Source organism: Nitrosomonas supralitoralis (assembly GCF_003011925.2).
Classification (GTDB): domain Bacteria; phylum Pseudomonadota; class Gammaproteobacteria; order Burkholderiales; family Nitrosomonadaceae; genus Nitrosomonas; species Nitrosomonas supralitoralis.
Window position 1 is genome coordinate 1 of sequence record NZ_PXXU01000034.1, and the last position, 20,821, is coordinate 20,821.

The 20,821-nt window shown below is 43.4% G+C and carries 17 protein-coding genes; 6 read left to right on the forward strand and 11 right to left on the reverse strand.

Going from position 1 to position 20,821, the window contains the following annotated elements; all coding sequences use genetic code 11:
• Window positions 1-207, reverse strand: a 207-nt coding sequence (locus tag C7H79_RS11205) for a hypothetical protein (RefSeq protein WP_147383594.1), incomplete at its 3' end; no start/stop codon positions are given.
• A 557-nt stretch (window positions 208-764) separates the two neighbouring features.
• On the reverse strand, window positions 765-995 hold the full coding sequence (locus tag C7H79_RS17975; protein WP_172592419.1) for a hypothetical protein: 231 nt from the start codon (window positions 993-995) through the stop codon (window positions 765-767).
• A 5-nt stretch (window positions 996-1,000) separates the two neighbouring features.
• Between C7H79_RS17975 and C7H79_RS11210 the strand changes: the two genes are divergently transcribed.
• Window positions 1,001-1,810, forward strand: coding sequence for a multicopper oxidase domain-containing protein (locus tag C7H79_RS11210; protein ID WP_172592420.1), 810 nt, complete (start codon window positions 1,001-1,003; stop codon window positions 1,808-1,810).
• A 28-nt stretch (window positions 1,811-1,838) separates the two neighbouring features.
• The gene (locus C7H79_RS11215) at window positions 1,839-4,568 is read left to right on the forward strand and encodes a multicopper oxidase domain-containing protein (RefSeq protein WP_242447259.1); all 2,730 of its coding nucleotides are present in this window, start codon (window positions 1,839-1,841) and stop codon (window positions 4,566-4,568) included.
• Window positions 4,569-5,117: 549 nt separating this feature from the next.
• Here C7H79_RS11215 and C7H79_RS19255 read toward each other — a convergent pair.
• The 4 genes from C7H79_RS19255 to C7H79_RS11230 form a co-directional block, all read right to left on the reverse strand.
• Complete coding sequence (locus C7H79_RS19255; RefSeq protein WP_258577638.1) at window positions 5,118-5,348, reverse strand: ATP-binding protein; 231 nt, start codon at window positions 5,346-5,348, stop codon at window positions 5,118-5,120.
• A 122-nt stretch (window positions 5,349-5,470) separates the two neighbouring features.
• Entirely contained in the window at window positions 5,471-5,632 is a 162-nt protein-coding gene (locus tag C7H79_RS19260) for an ATP-binding protein (RefSeq protein WP_258577639.1), read from the reverse strand.
• 710 nt (window positions 5,633-6,342) lie between these two features.
• A complete protein-coding gene (locus C7H79_RS11225) occupies window positions 6,343-7,947 on the reverse strand; it encodes an ABC-F family ATPase (protein WP_106707355.1) in 1,605 nt (534 codons plus the stop codon).
• 492 nt (window positions 7,948-8,439) lie between these two features.
• Window positions 8,440-9,405: a class I SAM-dependent methyltransferase gene (locus tag C7H79_RS11230; protein ID WP_106707356.1), complete on the reverse strand. Its 966-nt coding sequence runs from the start codon at window positions 9,403-9,405 to the stop codon at window positions 8,440-8,442.
• Between the two features lie 368 nt (window positions 9,406-9,773).
• On the opposite strand from C7H79_RS11230, the gene C7H79_RS11235 reads away from it, so the two are divergent.
• Together C7H79_RS11235 and smbP are read left to right on the forward strand one after the other, a co-directional pair.
• Window positions 9,774-11,054 (forward strand): DUF2130 domain-containing protein, encoded by a 1,281-nt coding sequence (locus C7H79_RS11235; RefSeq protein WP_106707357.1) that lies wholly within the window; start codon window positions 9,774-9,776, stop codon window positions 11,052-11,054.
• 379 nt (window positions 11,055-11,433) lie between these two features.
• Window positions 11,434-11,778: a small metal-binding protein SmbP gene (gene smbP, locus C7H79_RS11240; RefSeq protein WP_106707358.1), complete on the forward strand. Its 345-nt coding sequence runs from the start codon at window positions 11,434-11,436 to the stop codon at window positions 11,776-11,778.
• Between the two features lie 67 nt (window positions 11,779-11,845).
• On the opposite strand, the gene hemH is transcribed toward smbP, so the two are convergent.
• On the reverse strand, window positions 11,846-12,931 hold the full coding sequence (hemH, locus tag C7H79_RS11245) for a ferrochelatase (protein ID WP_106707359.1): 1,086 nt from the start codon (window positions 12,929-12,931) through the stop codon (window positions 11,846-11,848).
• 134 nt (window positions 12,932-13,065) lie between these two features.
• Complete coding sequence (gene hrcA / locus C7H79_RS11250; protein WP_106707360.1) at window positions 13,066-14,085, reverse strand: heat-inducible transcriptional repressor HrcA; 1,020 nt, start codon at window positions 14,083-14,085, stop codon at window positions 13,066-13,068.
• Between the two features lie 293 nt (window positions 14,086-14,378).
• Between hrcA and C7H79_RS11255 the strand changes: the two genes are divergently transcribed.
• Window positions 14,379-15,251, forward strand: a complete 873-nt coding sequence (locus C7H79_RS11255) for an NAD kinase (RefSeq protein WP_106707361.1) — start codon at window positions 14,379-14,381, stop codon at window positions 15,249-15,251.
• A 22-nt stretch (window positions 15,252-15,273) separates the two neighbouring features.
• Window positions 15,274-16,953, forward strand: a complete 1,680-nt coding sequence (gene recN / locus C7H79_RS11260) for a DNA repair protein RecN (protein WP_106707362.1) — start codon at window positions 15,274-15,276, stop codon at window positions 16,951-16,953.
• A 138-nt stretch (window positions 16,954-17,091) separates the two neighbouring features.
• Here recN and C7H79_RS11265 read toward each other — a convergent pair whose 3' ends face one another.
• The 3 genes from C7H79_RS11265 to C7H79_RS11275 all read right to left on the reverse strand — a co-directional run bounded on the left by C7H79_RS11265 (window position 17,092) and on the right by C7H79_RS11275 (window position 20,240).
• The gene (locus C7H79_RS11265) at window positions 17,092-17,337 is read right to left on the reverse strand and encodes a hypothetical protein (RefSeq protein ID WP_106707363.1); all 246 of its coding nucleotides are present in this window, start codon (window positions 17,335-17,337) and stop codon (window positions 17,092-17,094) included.
• 77 nt (window positions 17,338-17,414) lie between these two features.
• A complete protein-coding gene (locus tag C7H79_RS11270; RefSeq protein WP_106707364.1) occupies window positions 17,415-18,959 on the reverse strand; it encodes a fused MFS/spermidine synthase in 1,545 nt (514 codons plus the stop codon).
• An 81-nt stretch (window positions 18,960-19,040) separates the two neighbouring features.
• Window positions 19,041-20,240: an amidohydrolase family protein gene (locus C7H79_RS11275; RefSeq protein ID WP_106707365.1), complete on the reverse strand. Its 1,200-nt coding sequence runs from the start codon at window positions 20,238-20,240 to the stop codon at window positions 19,041-19,043.
• Window positions 20,241-20,821 lie beyond the last annotated feature (581 nt).

A 20,821-nucleotide genomic window follows, 5' to 3' on the forward strand; every position in this document is an offset into this window, starting at 1 on the left:
GCGCCACCCTGTATACGCGCCATCGGTTACCGCGAACATAGTTTTATCAGTTGCATAATTGGGTGATGCAGCAAATGCACTGATCATATCGTGAGGAGTATGCGCTTGTGCATGCATACCGAATATGCCAAATGACATGACAAATGTCACAATCACAGCAAATTGGCGAATGCTGTAGATTTGAATTTTATTTATATTGATTAACATGTTTCTATCCTTCAAGTTTTAGTTGAGCTTTTGCTGCGAGTTGATTGATAAATCTTCAATCTTCTTGCCGTGAATTGGTTTTACAGACTTGCGGTTGAGGTTATAAAAATACATTTACATACAATAAGTTGTTTTTGTTTTTCTGTTATCAAATATACACATAATATGACCTCTGAACAAGCCAAAAAGTTTTACTGTGATCAAGGAGAAAAACTTCCAGAGGACACTGCTTAAGTGTTTTCTGGACAAAATTGAGCGACCTCAAGCAATTCTGTGTCCTCATGGAAAGTGATTTTTTCCATTATTAGAAAGAACCCAGATTGTCATCTGCCCGAAGTATTTTGATGATCTACCGTACTAGGTCATTAGCCAATTATTTAGTATGTGGAAAAAAAACAACAGTTAACGAAATCTATTCAACCAATTTACAGAACAATTCAGAGATCTACTGATATATAAAGTAAAATCGTCCCCGCTGTGAATTATAGGCATATGCAACTTAAATAAGATAATGACAAAAAAACTATAACTACTTGAGGGAAATTTAGAAATGGATCTTAAATCTCGCGCGGATTTTTCTGCGTGTGACAAAAATTGGTTGTGCGTTCGACGAAAAAATCAATCAAGTCATTGCTCTGCAGAATGGATAATTCTCCCTGTTCTAATATTTTTGATATCAATTTTTCCATATGCTGGTGATGTTGTTGCAGAACAACCTGCAACTGGAAATCATCATCATATCGAAATGTTTGCCGACAAGCCTCATCCAGACTACGAATATCTTGCATACAGAATGGTACGACACGAGGTTACGGATAGAAACGGTCTTACAACTGACATTACATCCCGTTACAGTGCAGCGGCCATAATTCCCGGTCCGACTATCATTATGGATGAAGGTGATGTCGCTGATATTACGCTATATAACCAAATTCCAAATCCAGAACGCATTGAGTTGCATGAAAATGTCAGTCTTCACGTACATGGCGTACATTACGATATTATAAGTGACGGTACGCTCAAATACATCAATTTAGTTCAAGATGAAGGTGCCACGCTTGTTCAATCATACACCTATCGCTGGAATGCTGCGCCGGGCACTGCGGGCACCTGGCCATACCACGACCATAATATGAATACCCATAACGGGGCTGAAGATAAAGGCTTGTTCGGTGCACTTATTGTGAATCCAGCATCAAATATCGCAGCTATTAATCAAGGTGGCAGCAGTCAAGCGATATCACTTTCCAGCATTGAGAAAGATTATATCTTGTACATATTGGACGATACTTTTGTTGGGACTGAAATTAACAGACAGACGGGCCAACAGATTCCAATATGGACTAATCCAACACTTTCTGCACAATCAGGAAGCAATATTAGGCTTCATTTAATTGCACTAGGTACTAACTTGCATCAGTTCAAATTACCCGGTTATAGCTGGCCTGAACCAGGCACTCCCAATATTATTGAGGAAAAAGCGATAGGACCACTTGAGAAGCACGTGGTGGTTATTCAGGCTGGATCAAACTCAAGCTATATGGATACAACTTTTGCAGGTAAAGCGCAAAACATGATCGGTAGCTTAAACGTTAATCCCTAAACTGTACATATCTCAAAAAAGGATAAAAATGAAACCTGGTGTTCCTAGATCGCATATAAAAATTATAATGGGATTCACGCTGTTTAATGTCTTGTTATGGATTTCCAGTATTGTACTGGCAGCTACGCATAATATTCACTTATCTGCCGAAACACTACCTAATGGTCAGCATGGTTATAAAATGCTCAGCCACACAAGTAGCGATGGCTCAACTCCAACATATCCAAATGAAGCAACCATCCCCGGCCCAACAGTGTTTGTAAAACAAGGTGATGTCCTTAATGTAACATTGACCAACAACACTCCTCTCAATGTAGGCTTATCTCCCGGAAGTATTGAAGCAACTCCCGGTGAGACACAAAGTTTCACTTATACTGCCAATGATGTGGGTACTCTTGCTTACTATGATAAAGATTCGCATCTTGTTGGGTTGTTTGGTGCACTTGTTGTTGATAATGCAGACGGATCTGTTGATAATTTTATTGATGAAAATGGAACTATCGTCGCATCCAAACGGGCAGACCTGGACAAAGAGTTTGTAATGTTCATGATTGGTTCTACATTCTGGGGAGCTGAGATTGTTAATGGAACTCAAATGCCCTTATGGACTAATCCTACGCTTGGTGCCGTAAAGGATGATGTTGTCAGATTTCATATATTATCATTAGGTCCTGGTCACACCTGGCATTTACACGCACACCGCTGGCCCGATAAAGCCAGCACCTCAATTATTGATGTTAAGTTACTGAATGATATTTCAGACAGCCACTCATTTACTATTAAAGCAGGAGCCGGTGTAGGTACGGGTTATTGGCAATACCACTGCCATTTATTTTCCCATATGGAAGCAGGTATGGCCGGTAAATTTCATGTTGTTGCTAAGGGTGAAGCAGGTAATAGTATTGCAGGAGCTTCTCCAAGCGGCTCTATTTTTCTTAATTCATCTGACGCGCCTGGGCTTGTAACTTTTGAGATCTCTGACGAACCAGGTCAGTGGTTTAGAAGTATTCGTGGCGACGCACTAAGTCCAATTACCAAAACTAAATCTCTGGAGATCATTCCTCCAGGTAGCAGCGTTCACTTCATCATGTCAGATACCAATGCTGTGCATACGATAACATCGCTGCTGTGGCCAAGTGATGCTGATGATCCAGATCATGGCGATCACCGTGCTATTCCATTTAATCAGACTAAAGCGTATAAAGGGGGTGGAATTTTAAAACTGGATGTGCCTGGCTTATATGTGTTTACCTGCAAAATACACCCGTACATGTTTGGTGCAGTAATCGTTGATGATCCTGCAACCAGTGGACTGGACTTAGGAGAATCGATTGATATCATAACCGGTATTAATGATTTGCCTACCAGTAGCGATTTAGCCACACGTTTACTAAGAACTTTCTTTGTGGCGACTGTTCAAGAAAACTGGCAGGACTATACATCTTCCAAACCTTGGCATCCTAACTATCCAAGCGTTGACGTTCGTATATCGGGTGGTGCAGTTGCTAATTTAAAAACAGTATTGGAAAGTAGGTATGGTCAAGACATAAAACTGGCTAGTTTGTTTAACCCAACCACACCTGGTGTTGGTGAGGTATGGATAAATACACAGTTTGAAAAAACTGCAGGCAAAACAAAACCGGGCACAATTACTGTGCTGGATGCTGCAACCTGGAAAATTAAAGGTAAAATTGCTTTACCTGAAATTAATATGAATAATCCACATAATATGTGGAGCAATAGAGATCAATCCATTATCTTTCAAACACAATGGTTTGATAATAAGCTAACATTTATTAACCGGAAAGATGGAAGATTAATCAATAACATCCAGATTGGAAATACACCATCGCATGTCGTAACGCTACCCACCAATGATGATCTTACGGTAGCTATTAATGGTGAGAATGGGGTCCGAATCATTCCAGCAGGAACAATGGTGCCCGAACCCATGATAATGACGCAACTTCCTGGCCAAACGGCGGCAGGTCCACATGGTCATTGGGTTACGCCGGATGGTAAGTTAATTGTTACACCCAATGTGAATACTTCCGATATTGGCCTCTACGATACAACTACCGGCGGTATTGTTGCGAGAACACCGGCAGGTGGTGTTTTCCCCGCAGCGCCTCATCCGCTTGCTGTTGGAGTCAGCGTGGATAAAGTCTACACGACTAATCTTCTAGATCACTCCATGAATGTTAGCGGGCTTGATGGCACGCTGATAAAAACCATCAACCTCATTGCTGATTATGATCCCGTCAGTCCAACGGGGCCTGATACAATTAAAGATCGTGATGGAGATGGTTTGGTTACTGTGGGCGTCCTTCCCATCCAAACACCGGTCGATCCGACAGGTCGTGTGGTAGTCACTGCAAATACCGGTGGTTCAATCACAATTATTGATACTACTTTGGATAAGGTCGTAGCAATGCTACCTTGTGATCCTGGCTGTCATGGGGTCAATTTTGGCGCTAAACTGGGCGGTGGCTATTATGCCTATGTGACGAGCAAATTCTCTAACGAACTGATCGTTGTTGATGTTGATCTGAATAATCCCGCTAATTCCAGTATAGCTGGCCGAATTTCTCTGGTCGCCGATAAGAGCGTTCCTGCAGATGATCAAATTATTAAACTGGCTGGAACCGGTGGACAAGGTGTTTATGCTATTCCTAATGTTTATAATGGTTGGGTTCAGAATCTTCCAGATCAATGGAAAGCCAATTTAACAGCAGCTCAGCTTGAGCCTGTTCAATAAGCAACATAGCATAGAAGGAAATATCAGCTGAGTCATTTCACTGAATAAACTATTTTCATACATGTAAAAGAAGAAAAAAGCCACCAACTAGAGATTCATTTGGTGGCTTTCGTTATTTTGATATTGTCAAGCAAATGTTGATACCGGTTTAAAATTGACCAAAGGAAAACAGTGCGCAGGATATTACGCATCTGTGGATAAGTCGATCAGACTGAGTTGGTTTTTTACCTCCAGTTGATGTTTTAGTCATAATGAAATGCGCTACAAATTGGTCAGACATTCTTCTGAAGAATTTTTCTTTTTCTTTTTCCTGTATTTTCATTTTTGCATTAGCGGCGCTTTGTTTGTAACGGAAAGAGTCATTACCGGTTTCGATAATATGGCAGTGATGAGTTATTCCAATTCTCGATATTCCTGTAAATATATATAACACTTAACTAACTGTAGTTAATGTATTATTACAATATAATTATTGCTGTTTCTATCTATGATTGGAATTATTTGATCCAAATGCGCGGCGGTCATCTTGGCGTCGATGAAAACGCTGCTTCACACAGCAAACGCCATGTTGGTGGTACTGATGACGCTTATGCGTCCATAAATCCTGGAGAGTAGGTGAAACAATAAAGCGCCGCCTGTTTGAGAGAAAAGCAGATAGCCCAATCCATCGAGGATAACTAGGTCGATCTGTAATAGTCTTAGCACCAATCTGCTTTGTTTTTCTGCGGTTTTTTCCTGTTCCATACTATTGGCCAGATCAATAGCACTGTAAAAGTGCACTTTTTTATTATGATGCTGTATGCCTGAGGTACCGATGGCAACGGCTAAGTGATTTTGCCAGTTTTGGTGCCACCGACCAGCACCAGGTTCTGTGCTGCGGTTGCAAATTCCATCGTGGACAGTTAATGAATTAATTGTTGATCGACTTTGGATTGACTGAAGTCAAAATCCTGTAAATGGCGCTGTATCTGGAATCTGGCGACCTGGGTCTGATAGCGGATGGAGCGGATGCTGCGCTCAGTTGATTCGGCCTGGAGCAGTTGATACAGCAAACTGGTCGACATGTTGCAAAAACCTCATCGTTGAAAATAAAAGATAATTTCAACCTTTGATACACTTTCTTTCAGTATGCCTTTCTGACTACCAGGTACGCACTTGCTGGATGAGCCAGAAACATTATCTATTTAATTGCGCGCGATCTGGGTGTTCACGTTTTATAACTGATCGTTTCGATCTTCCTACGATGGAAGAAATTAGACATGCAATCCTTCATTATGCTAGCGACATTATGTGTATACCGCGTGAGCGTGGCCAGGATCGTCGTGACAAGATCTAGTATGCCTTTCAGCTGGAGCCGTACTTCTTAGACCTGTTGATTCCCAATGCCCCGAGTGAACGACCGAACGCATTCATCATGAATGCTGAAAGTCAAGCATAACGGAAGAATTTATATCGAGCGATGCAATAATGAATTCCACTATGCAATCAAATGGTTTGTTTCGAATGTCTATGTTTTTTGCTATTGTGGATCTGACAATGCTTATTATTATGATGATGCATGAAATGGTATGCCATTATAAAAAGTATGAGGGTGTCATGGATGATGCAGTGTTGGACATGACTATTGAAATAATAATCACGGTAATTTGTTAGCCTGCACCATTTGTTCAAAAGCGAAACTGGTGTGTTTCTGAAGAAACTGAAGCGTATTAGTACTGGCAAAATGGGATGTAAGAGACTGTAGAGCATGATAACCCATTATAATTGATTCATATTATTCAATTCCTCGTGATTCAAGATAATCTTCATAATTACCTTTGAAGTCATTCATACCATCCGGTTTCATTTCAATAATTCGTGTAGCCAGTGAAGAAACGAATTCCCGGTCATGTGAAATAAAGATCAAGGTGCCTTTGAATTTCTCAAGTGCGCTATTCAACGATTCGATAGATTCCATGTCCAGATGATTGGTAGGTTCATCCAGCAGCATGATATTCGGTTTTTGAAGAATCAATTTTCCAAAGAGCATGCGGCCCTGCTCTCCACCAGAAATTACATGGGTAGATTTCTTGATGTCGTCGCCTGAGAACAATAATCGACCCAGGGTACCTCGTATCGTTTGATCATCATCACTACCTTGCCGCCACTGATCCATCCATTCTGTTAATGACATCGCCTCTTCAAAATCAGCTGCATGATCTTGTGGGTAATAACCGGGACGCGCTTTCTCGGCCCATTTTATCTCTCCGGAGTCCGGTGCCAGATCGCCTGCAAGACAACGCATGAGCGTGGTTTTTCCGATTCCGTTCGGGCCAATGATGGCGACTTTCTCACCGGCTTCTATGTCGATGCTTAAATGCTCAAACAATGATTTGTCCAATCCAGGAAAACTTTTACTGATTGCTTTGATGGAAACAGCCAGGCGATGCAGCTTATCCCTGTCATTCACTTCAAACTGGATAAAAGGATACTGGCGACTGGATGGCTTGATATCTTCCAGTTTTATTTTCTCAATTTGTCGCGCACGGCTGGTTGCCTGTCTGGCTTTTGACGCATTGGCAGAGAAACGACTGACAAAAGATTGCAAATCTGCAATCTGTGTTTTCTTCTTGGCATTATTTGTTAACATTCGCTCGCGAACCTGAGTCGAAGCGATCATATATTCATCATAATTACCGGGATAGATTCGCAGTTCGCCGTAATCCAGGTCAGCCATATGCGTGCAAACACTGTTCAGAAAATGTCGGTCATGAGAGATAATGATAATGGTATTTTTGCTGGCATTGATGACATCTTCCAGCCAGCGGATCGTGTTGATATCGAGGTTATTGGTCGGTTCATCCAGTAATAAAATATCTGGATTGGAAAATAATGCCTGCGCCAATAGTACGCGCAACTTAAATCCTGGTGCAATCGCGCTCATCAGTCCTTGATGCTGGTATGATGGAATTCCTACGCCAAGGAGGAGTTCTCCGACGCGCGCTTCCGCAGAATAACCATCTAGTTCAGCAAACTGAGACTCCAGTTCGGCAGCATGCAGATATTCTTCTTCAGTGGCATCCGGGTTGGCATAAATTGCGTCACGCTCCTGTTTGACATGCCATAGTTCTGCATGTCCCATCATTACCGTATCAATGACGAAACATTCTTCAAATGCGAATTGATCCTGCCGCAGCTTTCCCACACGTTCGCCACTGTCAACAGCGACATTACCTGAAGTGGGTTCAAGATCCTTGCCAAGAATCTTCATGAATGTTGACTTGCCGCAACCATTAGCGCCAATTAAACCATAGCGATTGCCACCGCCAAATTTTACGGATACATTTTCAAAGAGTGGTTTGACACCAAATTGCATAGTGATATTGGCTGTTGTAATCAAAGTGTGTACCTAAGGTTTATTATTTCAAGAAAAGGGCCGACATTCTAAATGTTTTTTAGTGTTACGTAGAGTGTAAATCTCCTCCAATATGAAATGAGCCTGAAGGGCTTACGTATTCCAGACGGAAAAATAATTCAATACTAATAAATTCTGAAAACTGGTCGTTGAGTGGTTATCCGACATTAATGATGCGAAACAATTCCAGATGTTAATGGCTAACAACGGATTTGCTATTGTTTGATAGAGATAAAGAGCATTTAGGTTTTAGAAGACGATGTGAAACCTAAAGTGCATTTCAGCATTTATTCAATCATTCTCGTCGAATCCGAGGAGGCTCGCGTTTCGTTAGGAGCCAATAGATTTGGGTAGGGGAGAGCAATCCGAAGCTTAAAGAACGTAGAACAGTTTGAGAGAAGTATATGAGTTCTTCGGCTGTTTCTATAAGCACTGAGAATCAATCGGATGCTAGGCGATTAAGCCCTATAACGTCAGTCAAATACCGCCGGCTTGATTAGAAGTATTTGACTTAAAGTTGGATGAACAAATTAAAGCCTCCAGCGCTAATTCCATGACTGGAACCTGTTTACTTACAAGGCGAATTTCCAGAGAATCTGACAGTGCATTAAGAGGAGCGCCGCCCAGATAACTAAAACGTATAGAAATCTGGTCGCCCTGGGAAACTGAAAGAGGTGTGGATAGGGGAAGAATGATGTATTGAGTATGCCAATCTATGGTGTTGTACGTAAGCATATTGATGGCCAATATATTTTTGGTAATGAGCCGTAATGCATTAAGTTGGCCGCTCTCAGTAATGGTGATTTCTCCATCCCATTGACAGGTTTGGTTAAATGGTTCTGCATATGATAACAATTGAAATACTTCAGGATCTCCAAGACTTTTGCTTCTTTCCTGAATTGAGCAGGGATCCTGAAATAAGATCGTGGGTGCGTAGAAGCCTTCAAAATAGAAATTTTGTTCGATTGGCTGAATCGCCTGGATACTGGCTTCTGGCACAAAGACGGGCAGTGTGCCACCAAATTTCTCCAGGTAACGTTTTTTAAATGAATCAATAACTTGCATCTGTTTTTCTCGTAACAAACCCGTGTGCAGCATCTCACAGATAACCACATCAACGGGTTCCGGTGGCAAGTAATGAAGCGCATCAGCCTGAATAACTTCAACTTTCTCTCCGTTGGGGTTTTGTGCAAGAAAGCTGCGCGCAGCGCTCACTAGCTCCGGGTTGCGCTCTACACAAAATACCTTGTGCGCTTTCTGAGCGGCAAAAAATGATTGCACCCCAGTACCCCCCCCCAGCTCCAGAACTTTAGCGCCAGGTTTGACCACCAAATTAATTGCCTCTTTAAAGCCCTTCATTCGTATCTGGTCATTCAACATGTTGTGATGGTAATGCAATGGAATGAATTGGCCGAGTTCCAAACTCTCGAATTTATTTTGCATATGGGCTCCTGAATGTTTAGCGCTACCGATTTATAATGGGTTGTTATGAATCTTGAATATAGATAGCAATGATCATGCCAGTCTTTGGGAGGGCATATGCTGATCGCGTTGGCGCATTATTACCTGTTTTTTCGAGTGGATAGACGGCAAGACCGGCAAATATTGCCGTGTTAGCGAGTAAAAGTAATTAAGCATTTGCCTGCAAGTTCGGAAAGTAAGAAGCAAAAAGCCAGCAATGATTCAGCAGCAAGCCAGAGCTGCTTCGATAACCTATAAGCATTCAGCAAAAATACAGCGTACTATCTCGAAACTTGATTCTCTTTTCTGCGCTGACATACAGCCATTGATATCACAGGAAAAATATTGTTATGACAGAACCAACGATTACCTGTCCGAACTGCAAAACGGAAATTAAACTCACCGAATCATTGGCGGCTCCGCTGATCGAATCGACGCGCAAGCAATTTGAGCAGCGATTGGCGCAAAAAGACAGTGAAATCATCCGGCGTGAGCAAGCGATGCGTGATAAGGAAAAGCAGTTGACCGAAGCTAAACGCAAGCTGGAAGATGAGATAGCCAGCCAAGTGGCGGTGCAGTTGAAAACGGAACGAGCGCGCGTGATTGAGGAAGAATCCCGCAAAGCGAAACTGGCCAGCTCCGCCGAACTGGAAAGTAAGGCGCGTGAACTAACCGAATTACAAGAAGTGCTGAAAGTTCGCGACGAAAAACTAGCGCAAGCGCAACAGGCGCAAGCTGAATTGATCAAGAAACAGCGCGAACTCGACGATGCCAGGCGTGAGCTGGAACTCACTGTTGCTAAGCGGGTACAGGATGGTCTGGTGGAAGTGCGCACGCTCGCCAGGAAAGAAGCCGAGGACGAGCAAAAACTCAAAGTAATGGAGAAAGAGCAGACTATTGCTGCGATGCAAAAACAGATTGAAGACCTCAAACGCAGGGCCGAGCAAGGATCGCAGCAATTGCAAGGAGAAGTGCAGGAACTGGAGTTGGAAAACCTGCTGCGCATGAAATTTCCTTATGATGCAATTGAACCGGTTCCGAAAGGTGAATATGGCGGAGATGTGTTGCATCGCATTGTCGGAACAGGTGGTCAACCATGCGGTGTGATTTTGTGGGAATTTAAACGTACCAAGAATTGGAGTGATGCCTGGTTGGTGAAGCTGCGTAATGATCAACGTACCGCGAAGGCAGAAATTGCCGTGATTGTAAGCCAGATATTGCCGAGAGGCGTAGAAATGTTTGAATTGATTGAAGGTGTCTGGGTCACTCACCCGCGTGCCGCACTGCCGGTAGCGATGATTCTGCGTCAATCTTTGTTGGAAGTTACATTAGCGCGCCAATCATCCGAGGGTCAGCAAACAAAAACCGAAATGGTCTATCAATACCTTACTGGTCCGCGCTTTCGCCAGCGTGTGGAAGCGATTGTCGAAGCATTTTCCACCATGCAGGAAGACCTCGATAGGGAACGCAAAGTGATTATGAAACAATGGGCCAAACGCGAAGAGCAGATTGAACGCGTGATGACGGCGACAGTGGGTATGTATGGGGATTTGCAAGGAATTGCGGGCAAATCATTACAGGAGATCGAGGGCCTGGAGCTAGCTGCGCTAGAAGTCAAAGATTCCGATTGACAGGTAAGGCATGCAGAACTCTTCAGATTAATTAGGCCTTGAGCAATTATCAAGCCTGGAGAAAAAGCAAAGTTTTTTTCATAATCAGAGGAAGACTTTTAATTTTGTCTGCATAAAGGCAATAATTCGAGTATGTAAAACAGGAGATCTCATGATCATGGTTACATTGGTCATCTGGAAGGATTATTACTGGATAACATTGAAAGATATCAAATGATTATGGACAAGCACCCCATAGAGTTTCGATTAGGTATATACTAAGTATAGCTGGTGGCTTTAAGAAAATACTATATTTATCTTGAAGTTGAATCCAGTCGCTGGGTAATCTCCAGAAATATTCATACTATCAATGTATCGCTATAAAAAAGGAGAAATTATTATGAGAACTCTATCAACAGTAATCGTAGCAGGAACATTTGCACTTTTTATTGGTACCCAGGCTTGGGCATCAGATGCGGGACATACTTCAGATGCGATGGAGCATGCTGGAGAATCGAAAGCGCATGGTGAAATGGGTCACGCCAAAGAGGCACTTTCGCATGCCAAGGAAAGCCTTGCACATGCTAAAGAGGCAAGAGATGATCACGCAGCATCCCATAAACATATGGATGAAGCTATTAAACACTTGGACGAGGCAATCAAACATGCTGAAATGGGTCATGGTCAGGAGTCTGCCAAGCATACTCAGGAAGCAATAAAACATATGCGCGAATCAGGTCATTGATGAGCCAGTACAGCTAAGCCATTTCCCCTCAATTCCTTGAGGGGAACGTCGGAGGGAATAACAAAGACTAGCTTTTCGCTCCCATTTCCAAAGCCAGTTTTCTGGATAACTGAGCTGTTTCTTCGGAAACTTCATTATCCAACCATCCTTGCAGGTGAGTGCAGGTAATATCCGCCAATGCTTGAATCCAATCGTTTCGCTCATTCAGGCAAGGGATATAATGAAATTCCTTGCCACCCGCTTGAATAAATGTGTTTTTCGCTTCAATCGCAATTTCTTCCAGTGTTTCCAGACAGTCGGAAACAAATCCGGGACATATCACATCAACACGTTGAATTTGTGCCTTCCCCAATTGTTCCAGGATGGCAGCGGTGTATGGTGTCAGCCATTTTGCCTTGCCAAACCGAGATTGAAAGCAAACAGCATATTGGCTTGCGTCTAAAGCCAATGCCTCAGCCAACAGCCGTCCGGTTTTCTGACACGCACAATGATAAGGATCACCTTTATCCAGACTTGATCGCGGCGTGCCGTGGAAACTGATAATTAATTTATCTGGACGTCCATTTGCGCTCCAGTAATCGCGCACATTGTGCGCCAGTGCCGCGATATAAGCCGGATCATCGTGGTATTGTTTGACGGTACGAATAGCTGGTTGATTACGCATCCGCTTTAACACCGCGAAGACATTATCCATCGCCGCTGCGGTACTGCTGGCGGCATACTGTGGAAACAGCGGAAGGATCAGAATGCGTTCGCAACCCTTGTCTTGCATGTTGTTCAGAATGGTGGCCACCGAGGGTGTGCCGATATTCATCGCATATTCGACCATGGGCGGATTCTTAAACCGAGTTTGTAACACTTCACGCAATAGTTTTGTTTGCCGCTCGGTGTGAACTTTAAGCGGTGAGCCTTCCGGCATCCAGATTTTCGCGTATTTTTCTGCAGATACTTTAGGTCTGAAAGGCAGGATGAAACCATGCAGAATTGGTACCCAAATCAGTCGAGGCACTTCAATGACACGAGGATTGCTGAGAAATTCCTTTAGGTAGGGGCGTAGCGCCTGAGCCGTTGGCGCGACAGGTGTTCCTAAATTAACTAACAATACGCCAGTTCGATTCCGCGAGCCATGTTGATAGTGAAATTTTGAAGTCATAAGTATTAAAGTTTACCTTCATAAGAGAAAATAAATTAATGGTTTTGGCTGGACTTACCAATTATGAGAAAGAATTAATCTTATTGCGAATGTGCTGGTTATTAATACCAGTAATGGATTCGCTTCATAATGATTCAATGCTGCGACAGACTGTTGGAAAGCATTTTGGCAGTAATGTCGACAATCGGGATAATCCGTTCATAAGCCATACGTCTGGGGCCGATCACGCCGACTGTGCCTACAATTTCTCCTTCCATTTCATAGGGTGCGGTCACCACGCTGAATTCTTGCAGTGATGCCACATCGGATTCGCCGCCAATAAAGATTTTTACGCCATGTGCTTGTCGACTTAATTCGAGTAATTGCAGTAGCTTGGTTTTGCGTTCAAATAATTCGAATAAATTTTTCAAGCTATTAAGATTATCCGAGATATCATTAATCTGCAGCAGATTATGCTCACCAGTCAGCACCACAGTCTCGCTGCTTTCGTTAACGGCATTGCCACCAGCTTCAATTGCTGCGCTCATGAGACTAATCATTTCACTGCGCAATTGTTTTAGTTCGTCTCCAAGACGGCTGCGAATCTGATCCAATGTACAGCCTGCATAATGTTTATTGATAAAATTGCCGGCTTCGATCAGATCAGACTGACTATAAGGAGTATTGGTAAAAAGGATGCGGTTTTGCACATCACCTTCAGGTGTTACGATAATCAGTAAAATACGCTTCTCGGATAGCGCCATAAACTCCACATAGCGGAATACTGCGCCTTTACGTTTAGGCGTGATCACGACACCGGCAAAGCGGGTTAATTCCGACAATAGCTGTGAAGCGGCATTGATCAGACGCGAAGGATTATCGGGGTGCAGCTGATTTTCCAGATGAATCAATTCCATTTTATCCAGTGTTTTCACAACCAACAGCGTGTCCACAAAAAGGCGGTATCCCTTTGGAGTTGGAATTCTTCCCGCTGAAGTATGAGGGCTGGCAACGAGCCCCATTTCTTCCAGATCCGCCATCACATTACGAATAGTTGCTGGACTGAGATCAAGACCGGAAAACTTTGACAGTGCACGTGAACCTACCGGTTGACCTTCGTGGATGTATCGCTCCACCAGTGTTTTCAATAATATCTGTGCACGTTCATTTAACATGGCGTAATTCTACACGATTCAACGCGATTCATAGTTTGGTTGTAAGAGTAATTTGTTGAGCCTCATCTATGCTAAACTCCTTTGATCATGGTATTTCCCTAATGGGTTTGAATTTGCGTTGCATAGCAGCATAGATATCTTTCCAAGAATTGGTATTGTGGATTAACTATGTTCAACTTGGCTATTTTCAACTTTGCTTCAATTGCCATGATACTAACTCACTATATTTTAAAGATAACCCTTGGTATTTATATTTTCTGCATTACAATTCAAGTAGGCCGATTTCTTAAGTCATGAATTCACCATTTTCAACCATTGCACTAATTGGTAAGCATAAAAACCCTGAAATTGCGGTACCACTGCTTAATTTGGCTGAATATTTAACGGCGAAAAATTATATCGTTCTGTTGGATCATCTCACAGCCTCGCAGATTGATAGTCATAAATATCCAGTGCTTACCTTAGAAGATATCGGTGCTCAAGCCGACTTGGCGGTAGTCATGGGGGGCGATGGCACCATGCTTAATATCGCAAGAATGCTGGTTCCCTACGATGTGCCTTTAATCGGGATCAATCAAGGAAGACTTGGCTTTCTCACCGATTTATCGGTAGACACAATGTTTGAATCTCTCGATGAAATACTTGCGGAGAAGTACATTACCGAGCGACGCATGCTGCTATATGCGGAAATTATTCGTGATGGTGTCAGTGTTTTCGGCAGTTTGGCTTTCAACGATGTGGTGCTCTATCGTGGCATGAGCAGTGGCATGATTGAATTTGAAGTAAGGGTTAACAATGAGTATGTGAATACATTGCGATCAGATGGATTGGTTGTAGCTACACCAACTGGATCTACCGCCTACGCTCTGTCATCTGGCGGACCGATTTTGCATCCCAGCCTGGATCTAATAGCGCTGGTGCCGGTCTGTCCACATACACTCAGCAATCGTCCGATTGTGATCGGACCTGAATCCGTGGTTGAAATCAAGATGCAAAGTTGCGCGAATGTGCGCATCAATTGTGACAGCCATTCCTGCTTTGATTTGGAACTGACGGATAACATCATCGTACGGCGCTTTCCCAAAACAGTGCGGTTGTTACATTCGGTTAATCACAGTTATTACCGCATGCTCAGGGAAAAGCTGGGTTGGAGTGAATTTCCCTGATGTCTGTATTGAATGCGCTTCCATGTTAAGGCACCTAAGTATTAAAGATTTTGTCATCGTTGATCGAATTGAGCTTGATGTTCTGCCCGGTTTTACAGTTCTGACCGGAGAAACCGGTGCGGGAAAATCAATTTTGATTGACGCGTTGGCTCTGGCTTTGGGAGAGCGCGGTGATGCCAGTCAGATAAGATTAGGATGTGAGCGAGCTGAAATCAATGTGATATTTGATGCCAGTCATTTGTCAGAGTTATTGCATTGGTTGAATGACAATGACTTGCAAGGTGATTCCGATAGTTGTCTGATGCGCCGCATTATTGATACCAATGGTCGTTCGCGTAGCTATATCAACGGACATGCGGTTACACTTCAGCAATTACGTGCTGCGGGAGAGTATCTGGTGGCTATTCACAGTCAGCATGCGCATCAATCCTTGCTGCAAAAGGACGTGCAACGAGAATTGCTTGATGCTTTTGCAGACAGCAGCGAGTTGGCACGAACGGTCAGGAGAGCCTATCAACATTGGCAAGATTGTTATCAGAATAGAATAGCCATGCAACAACGTGCAGCGGAATCACATGGCAGGCGCGAACAACTCGAGTGGCAATTACAAGAATTAGCGACGTTAAATTTTACGCTGGAAGAATGGCAAACGATACAAACGGATCATACCCGCTTATCGCACGTAGCTACTTTGCTGGGAGCGGCGGGAACGAGCATTGATACCTTATCTGAAAGTGAATTTGCTGTTCTGACTCAAATAAATGCGGTAAAAAGCCAACTGCAGGATTTATTGGAGTTTGATCAGCAGCTCAGACCCATTACCGATTTACTCGACTCCGCGGAAATTCAGTTGCAGGAGGGTATTTACGAGCTGAAACACTATCGCCAGAGTCTGGATCTAGACCCTCAGTTGCTGCAGGAGATTGAACTGCGAATGTCAGAAATTCATGCGACGGCGCGAAAGTTTCGTGTAACGCCGGAAGAGTTGCCGCAATTGCTCGAGACAATCATTCATCAACTGGAATCCATGGGTTCGGATTCAGATATCAGTCAATTGCAAACACTGGAGGCTGCAGCGTTGACTGATTATCTCCAGCAAGCAAAGACATTAAGCCGGGCGCGGAAAAAAGCCAGTAAGGATTTATCACTGCAGGTGAGTGCGGCGATGCAAACGATGGCGATGATTGGAGGTGAGTTTTCAGTGACATTGATACCGTTGGAAACAGGCAATGCCAGTGGTTTGGAGCAGATTGAATTTCAGGTGTCAGCGCACCAGGGCCTGCCGCTGCGGCCTTTGGTCAAAGTAGCTTCGGGTGGTGAGCTATCACGCATCAGTTTGGCGATTCAAGTGATTACCAGTAAAGTGGACGCTGTACCCACGCTCATTTTTGATGAGGTTGATGTCGGGATAGGCGGACAAGTCGCAGAGATTGTTGGTCACTTATTGAAGAGGCTTGGAAAAGATCGACAAGTCCTGTGTATTACTCATTTGCCTCAGGTTGCTGCGACCGGTGATCAACACTGGCGGGTGGTAAAGTCTGCCGGTAAAAAAGCGGAAAATGCACAAGTCGTGAGTAAAATTATGCTGCTAGATTCGCAGGAACGCATTGAAGAAATTGCCCGTATGCTGGGTGGTGTCAACATCACGGAAACCACACGACAGCATGCCGCAGAAATGTTGCAAAGTATCGTTGATGATTAGCTATTTTACTTTTCAACAAACACCAGTAGCAATGCCAAGGACACTTAGTTGAAGTTTTTGAATTGCTCGAATGAAGCATGCATAGGATATTCTTTTCAAGAAATGAAACTGATCAGATAAAGTGCAGAAAGACGTAACTTAGTGACGATTTAATGCCGCTTCGAGTATCAGCAAAGCAATACCCTGCTGTATGGCAATTTGTTTTGGATCTTTTTCTTTTAGCACGCCTTTCTGGATCTGTTCTTTGGTTATGTCGTAGTAAATTTTCTTTCCGTTTCTCGAGAGTAGTACCTTGTGCCGAACTCCGCAATCAGTTAGCAATTTCAAGGCATGGTTGCGACTTATGCCGCCAAGTGCTTCCGATATTTCTTTTAAACTAAGCATTTGTTATTTTCCTTTTTTCATAGGTTGATTTTGTTATCTAGTGCATGTGAAGTTCTCACTGATAGAATTAAATGCGCTTAACGAATAAAATGATTGACGCCGATTGAATCAACGATCATTCGTCGATAGTGTTCGGATTTGCGGATTTGTAACAATTCGAGATTACTGAGATTATCGGTCAGAATCGCTCCATATGTTGTATCGATATCTAACAGTCGCTGTTTTAGCCAAGTGTGATTGGAGAAAGGTATTGAATCATCATTCAAATTGATAACGTGATTTGTTGCGAGAAAAATAAAATCATTGAAATTTTCACCCGGATCGGAAATGAATACTTGTTGATACGGGAAGACCTGTGCCAATGTTTTCGAAACAGAGGCCAACGCCGCATTCTGACCATTGTCCAGGAACGAAACAAAATTCAGTGTGAGGATCCCGTGATCTGCAAGCAGGCCGTGCAATTGGGCTAATGCTTCAATCGTCAATAGGTGCGTGGGTTCGGTGCCACCAGTGAAGACATCCAAAATGATTAAATCATAGGAGCCTTTGAGCTGGCGAATCTCATAACGCGCATCTCCGATGATTCTTTGTCCCGTCGGTATATAGCGGAAGTACTGATTGGCCGCCTCGGCAATAGCTGGATCAATTTTCAGCGTATCCGTGACAATGCCGGCCTTATTCAAAGTCATGACCATGTGTCCAGCACCTTGGCCAATTAATAAGGCCTTCTCTATGTTCGGCGCGAGGAAAGGAATTTGCGCCACGATTTTCTGGTAGATGAGGAGATTTTCTCCATGACTGATACTGGCGGCACCAATGGTTGAAGCATCTGCGGTAAGCAAACGAATATTTTCCTTGGGTTTGTCGATTACGCGTACCCAGCCGTACAAGCTTTCACGTTCGAATCGAGTTTGAAAGATGTCACTGAATTCTGTTTGCACGGAATTGGCGATTTGCGGATATAAACCAAAACCCATCAGCATTAATATGGTTGTCGGTACCATGACCGTAGTGGATTTTAAATATTTGCGCTCAATCCCGGCCACCACCATCGCCAGTATCAACAGCGCAATCCCCAGGCCCATGAAGATTTCACGAGATCCGATCAGTGGAAATAGATAAAAACCGAGAAACAGCGTGCCGATCACGCTGCCAACCGTGCTGACCGCATAAATAGAACCCGTACTGGCGCCCACGTTAGCCAGTGCAGAGGTGGATAATTTAACTGCAAAAGGCCCGACCATGCCCAGCATCATCAAACTGGGTGAGAATAGGATCAGTGTGCTGATAAAGCTGCCCAGGCGCAAACCAAACGGATCTGTGGCCAGTAAAACCGGCCCTGCCAGCCAGGGAATGATAAGTGTTAATAGTCCTGCTGTTGCGATGATGAGGGATAATCCAGACCGTGCTCGGTCAGCCCATATTCCGCCCAGATAATAGCCAAGAGCCAGTGCGATCAGTGTGACTGCAATGAGTGAAGTCCAGACGTAAAGGCTGGCGCCGTAAAAAGGCGCGATCAGCCGTGTGCCCAGCAACTCAATAACCATGACTGCCGCACCGGTCAGAAATACAGTGCAGTACAACCAGGCTTTGCCAAAAATAGTTGAAGGTGAAGGATTCATAGTTTTAGTTTAGTGTTTTATCTTGCTTTTTATGAATTCGTTGATGATGATGCGACCACCGGACATGACCAGGTCGGGATATTACAGCAATTTGAATCGTTCGAACGGATTGCCGCGAACGGCGATAATGTCTGCCGGGGCATTTTTCAGCAATGTACCAAGCAACGGGTTATCCAAATGTTTTCCCGCTTCAGAAGTTACTGACTTGAATACCCTCAGCACATCACCAAAGTCAATTCCATCGGGACTGGTCAGATTCAATATTAGAACCATCTCTTCTCCGTTGATACCCCAAGGCACATTGTCGTGGCCAATTTCTGATCCATAGATAAATTTTGATTTCGAATCTGTACTGTGAGACATGATGTGCGCAAGCTTATGTGTATTGGCGTGAATGCCGGTGCAACCGGACAGGGAATCCACCGTAGTTACAAAGGTTACGTTTTGCTCAACCGCACGTTGTAACAAGTCGTCGCTAATTTCTGCGCAAGGTATATGCGACCATTCATCGACACCGCCATCCAGAGCTAGTTCTACTCCAGTGTTTTCACCGACATGTGCGGCTACCTTCCGGTTTAATGAATGCGCCTTGGTTACTATCGCCTTGACGATATCCAAAGAAAGTAACGGCCATGGTGTTTGCGGGGGTGCCGCATGACCGTGACTTGACATCCAAGGTGCACCGGTTTCACCACCGGGTTCCAAAGCAATTTTGATTAACATTGAACCACCTGCTACCAAATCTATTACGGCCTTTTCTGCTTCCTCAATGGTGGCAACTGCAACACCAATGGTGCCGTATTTATCACTACTTGGCGTCTCATTTCCATGGTTGCCGAAAAGATTCAATGGATATCCATCCACTGCCTGGATGATGGGGCCGGCACTCAGTATGCGTAACGTACCGTTGCCTCCCATGGGTTTTAGCAACGGTCCGCCGGTATCCCGAACAGTTGTTATGCCATGCTTTAATACTTTATCGCCGGGAATATTCTGAAATGTAATGTGCGCATGGGATTCAATAAAACCAGGCAGAATGGTCGCATTACCCAATTTCATTTTCCTACTGCAGGATCTATTCAATTGGCTTGGGTCGCCAACTTGAACAATTTTATTGCCATTAACCAAGACAGCTGCATTCTTATGTAAATCGAAGCCGTCAAATACACGCTTGGCAGAAAGCACATAACAATTTTTGCTTGCGGAAGATGTTTTCGTATCATTTTCTGCAAAAATATTCAAACTAAATGAGAATACCAAAGCCAGTATGGTTAGTTGCATCGCAGCTCTTAGTCGATTAATTTTAATTCTCATATTCTTGTAATTATTTTTATAAATTCTTCAGTGGGTTTGTTATAGAACGCGCTAGTTGATAATAATGCGGCTCCAATTAATCTTTTCAGAATATTGGTGATATCTATTAGCCTGCATTAATCATTTGGAATTGTAAGTAAAAAATCTGATACTGGTAATGTGGCAAATTGTCGCAGCCATGATAAAACTAACCTTAAATGATTCCGGTTAAGTTTCGCTAACTGATTGTTGAGTAACAATTCATATGCGTATCTGAGATGTATCATATTTCGTAAATGATGGACTGCGGCAATTTGTCACATTGTTTTTCAGTTGCTTAATCAATACTATCCATTCCTGAAGAAGTTGCTATCTACCTCCTGGCGATTTTTTTAAATGATGTCTCGTTGAATAGTCTCTTGTGGTGCGAACGCTTTTATCTCTGGAGGTTTATCTTCTTTCCTTGAGGGTATAGACAATAAACAGTCAGTGGATAATAAAGCGCAGTAAAACCCCGCAGCGTGCTGCGGGGTTTTTTTATTTTAGTGACAGGCAATTAGGCTGCGACA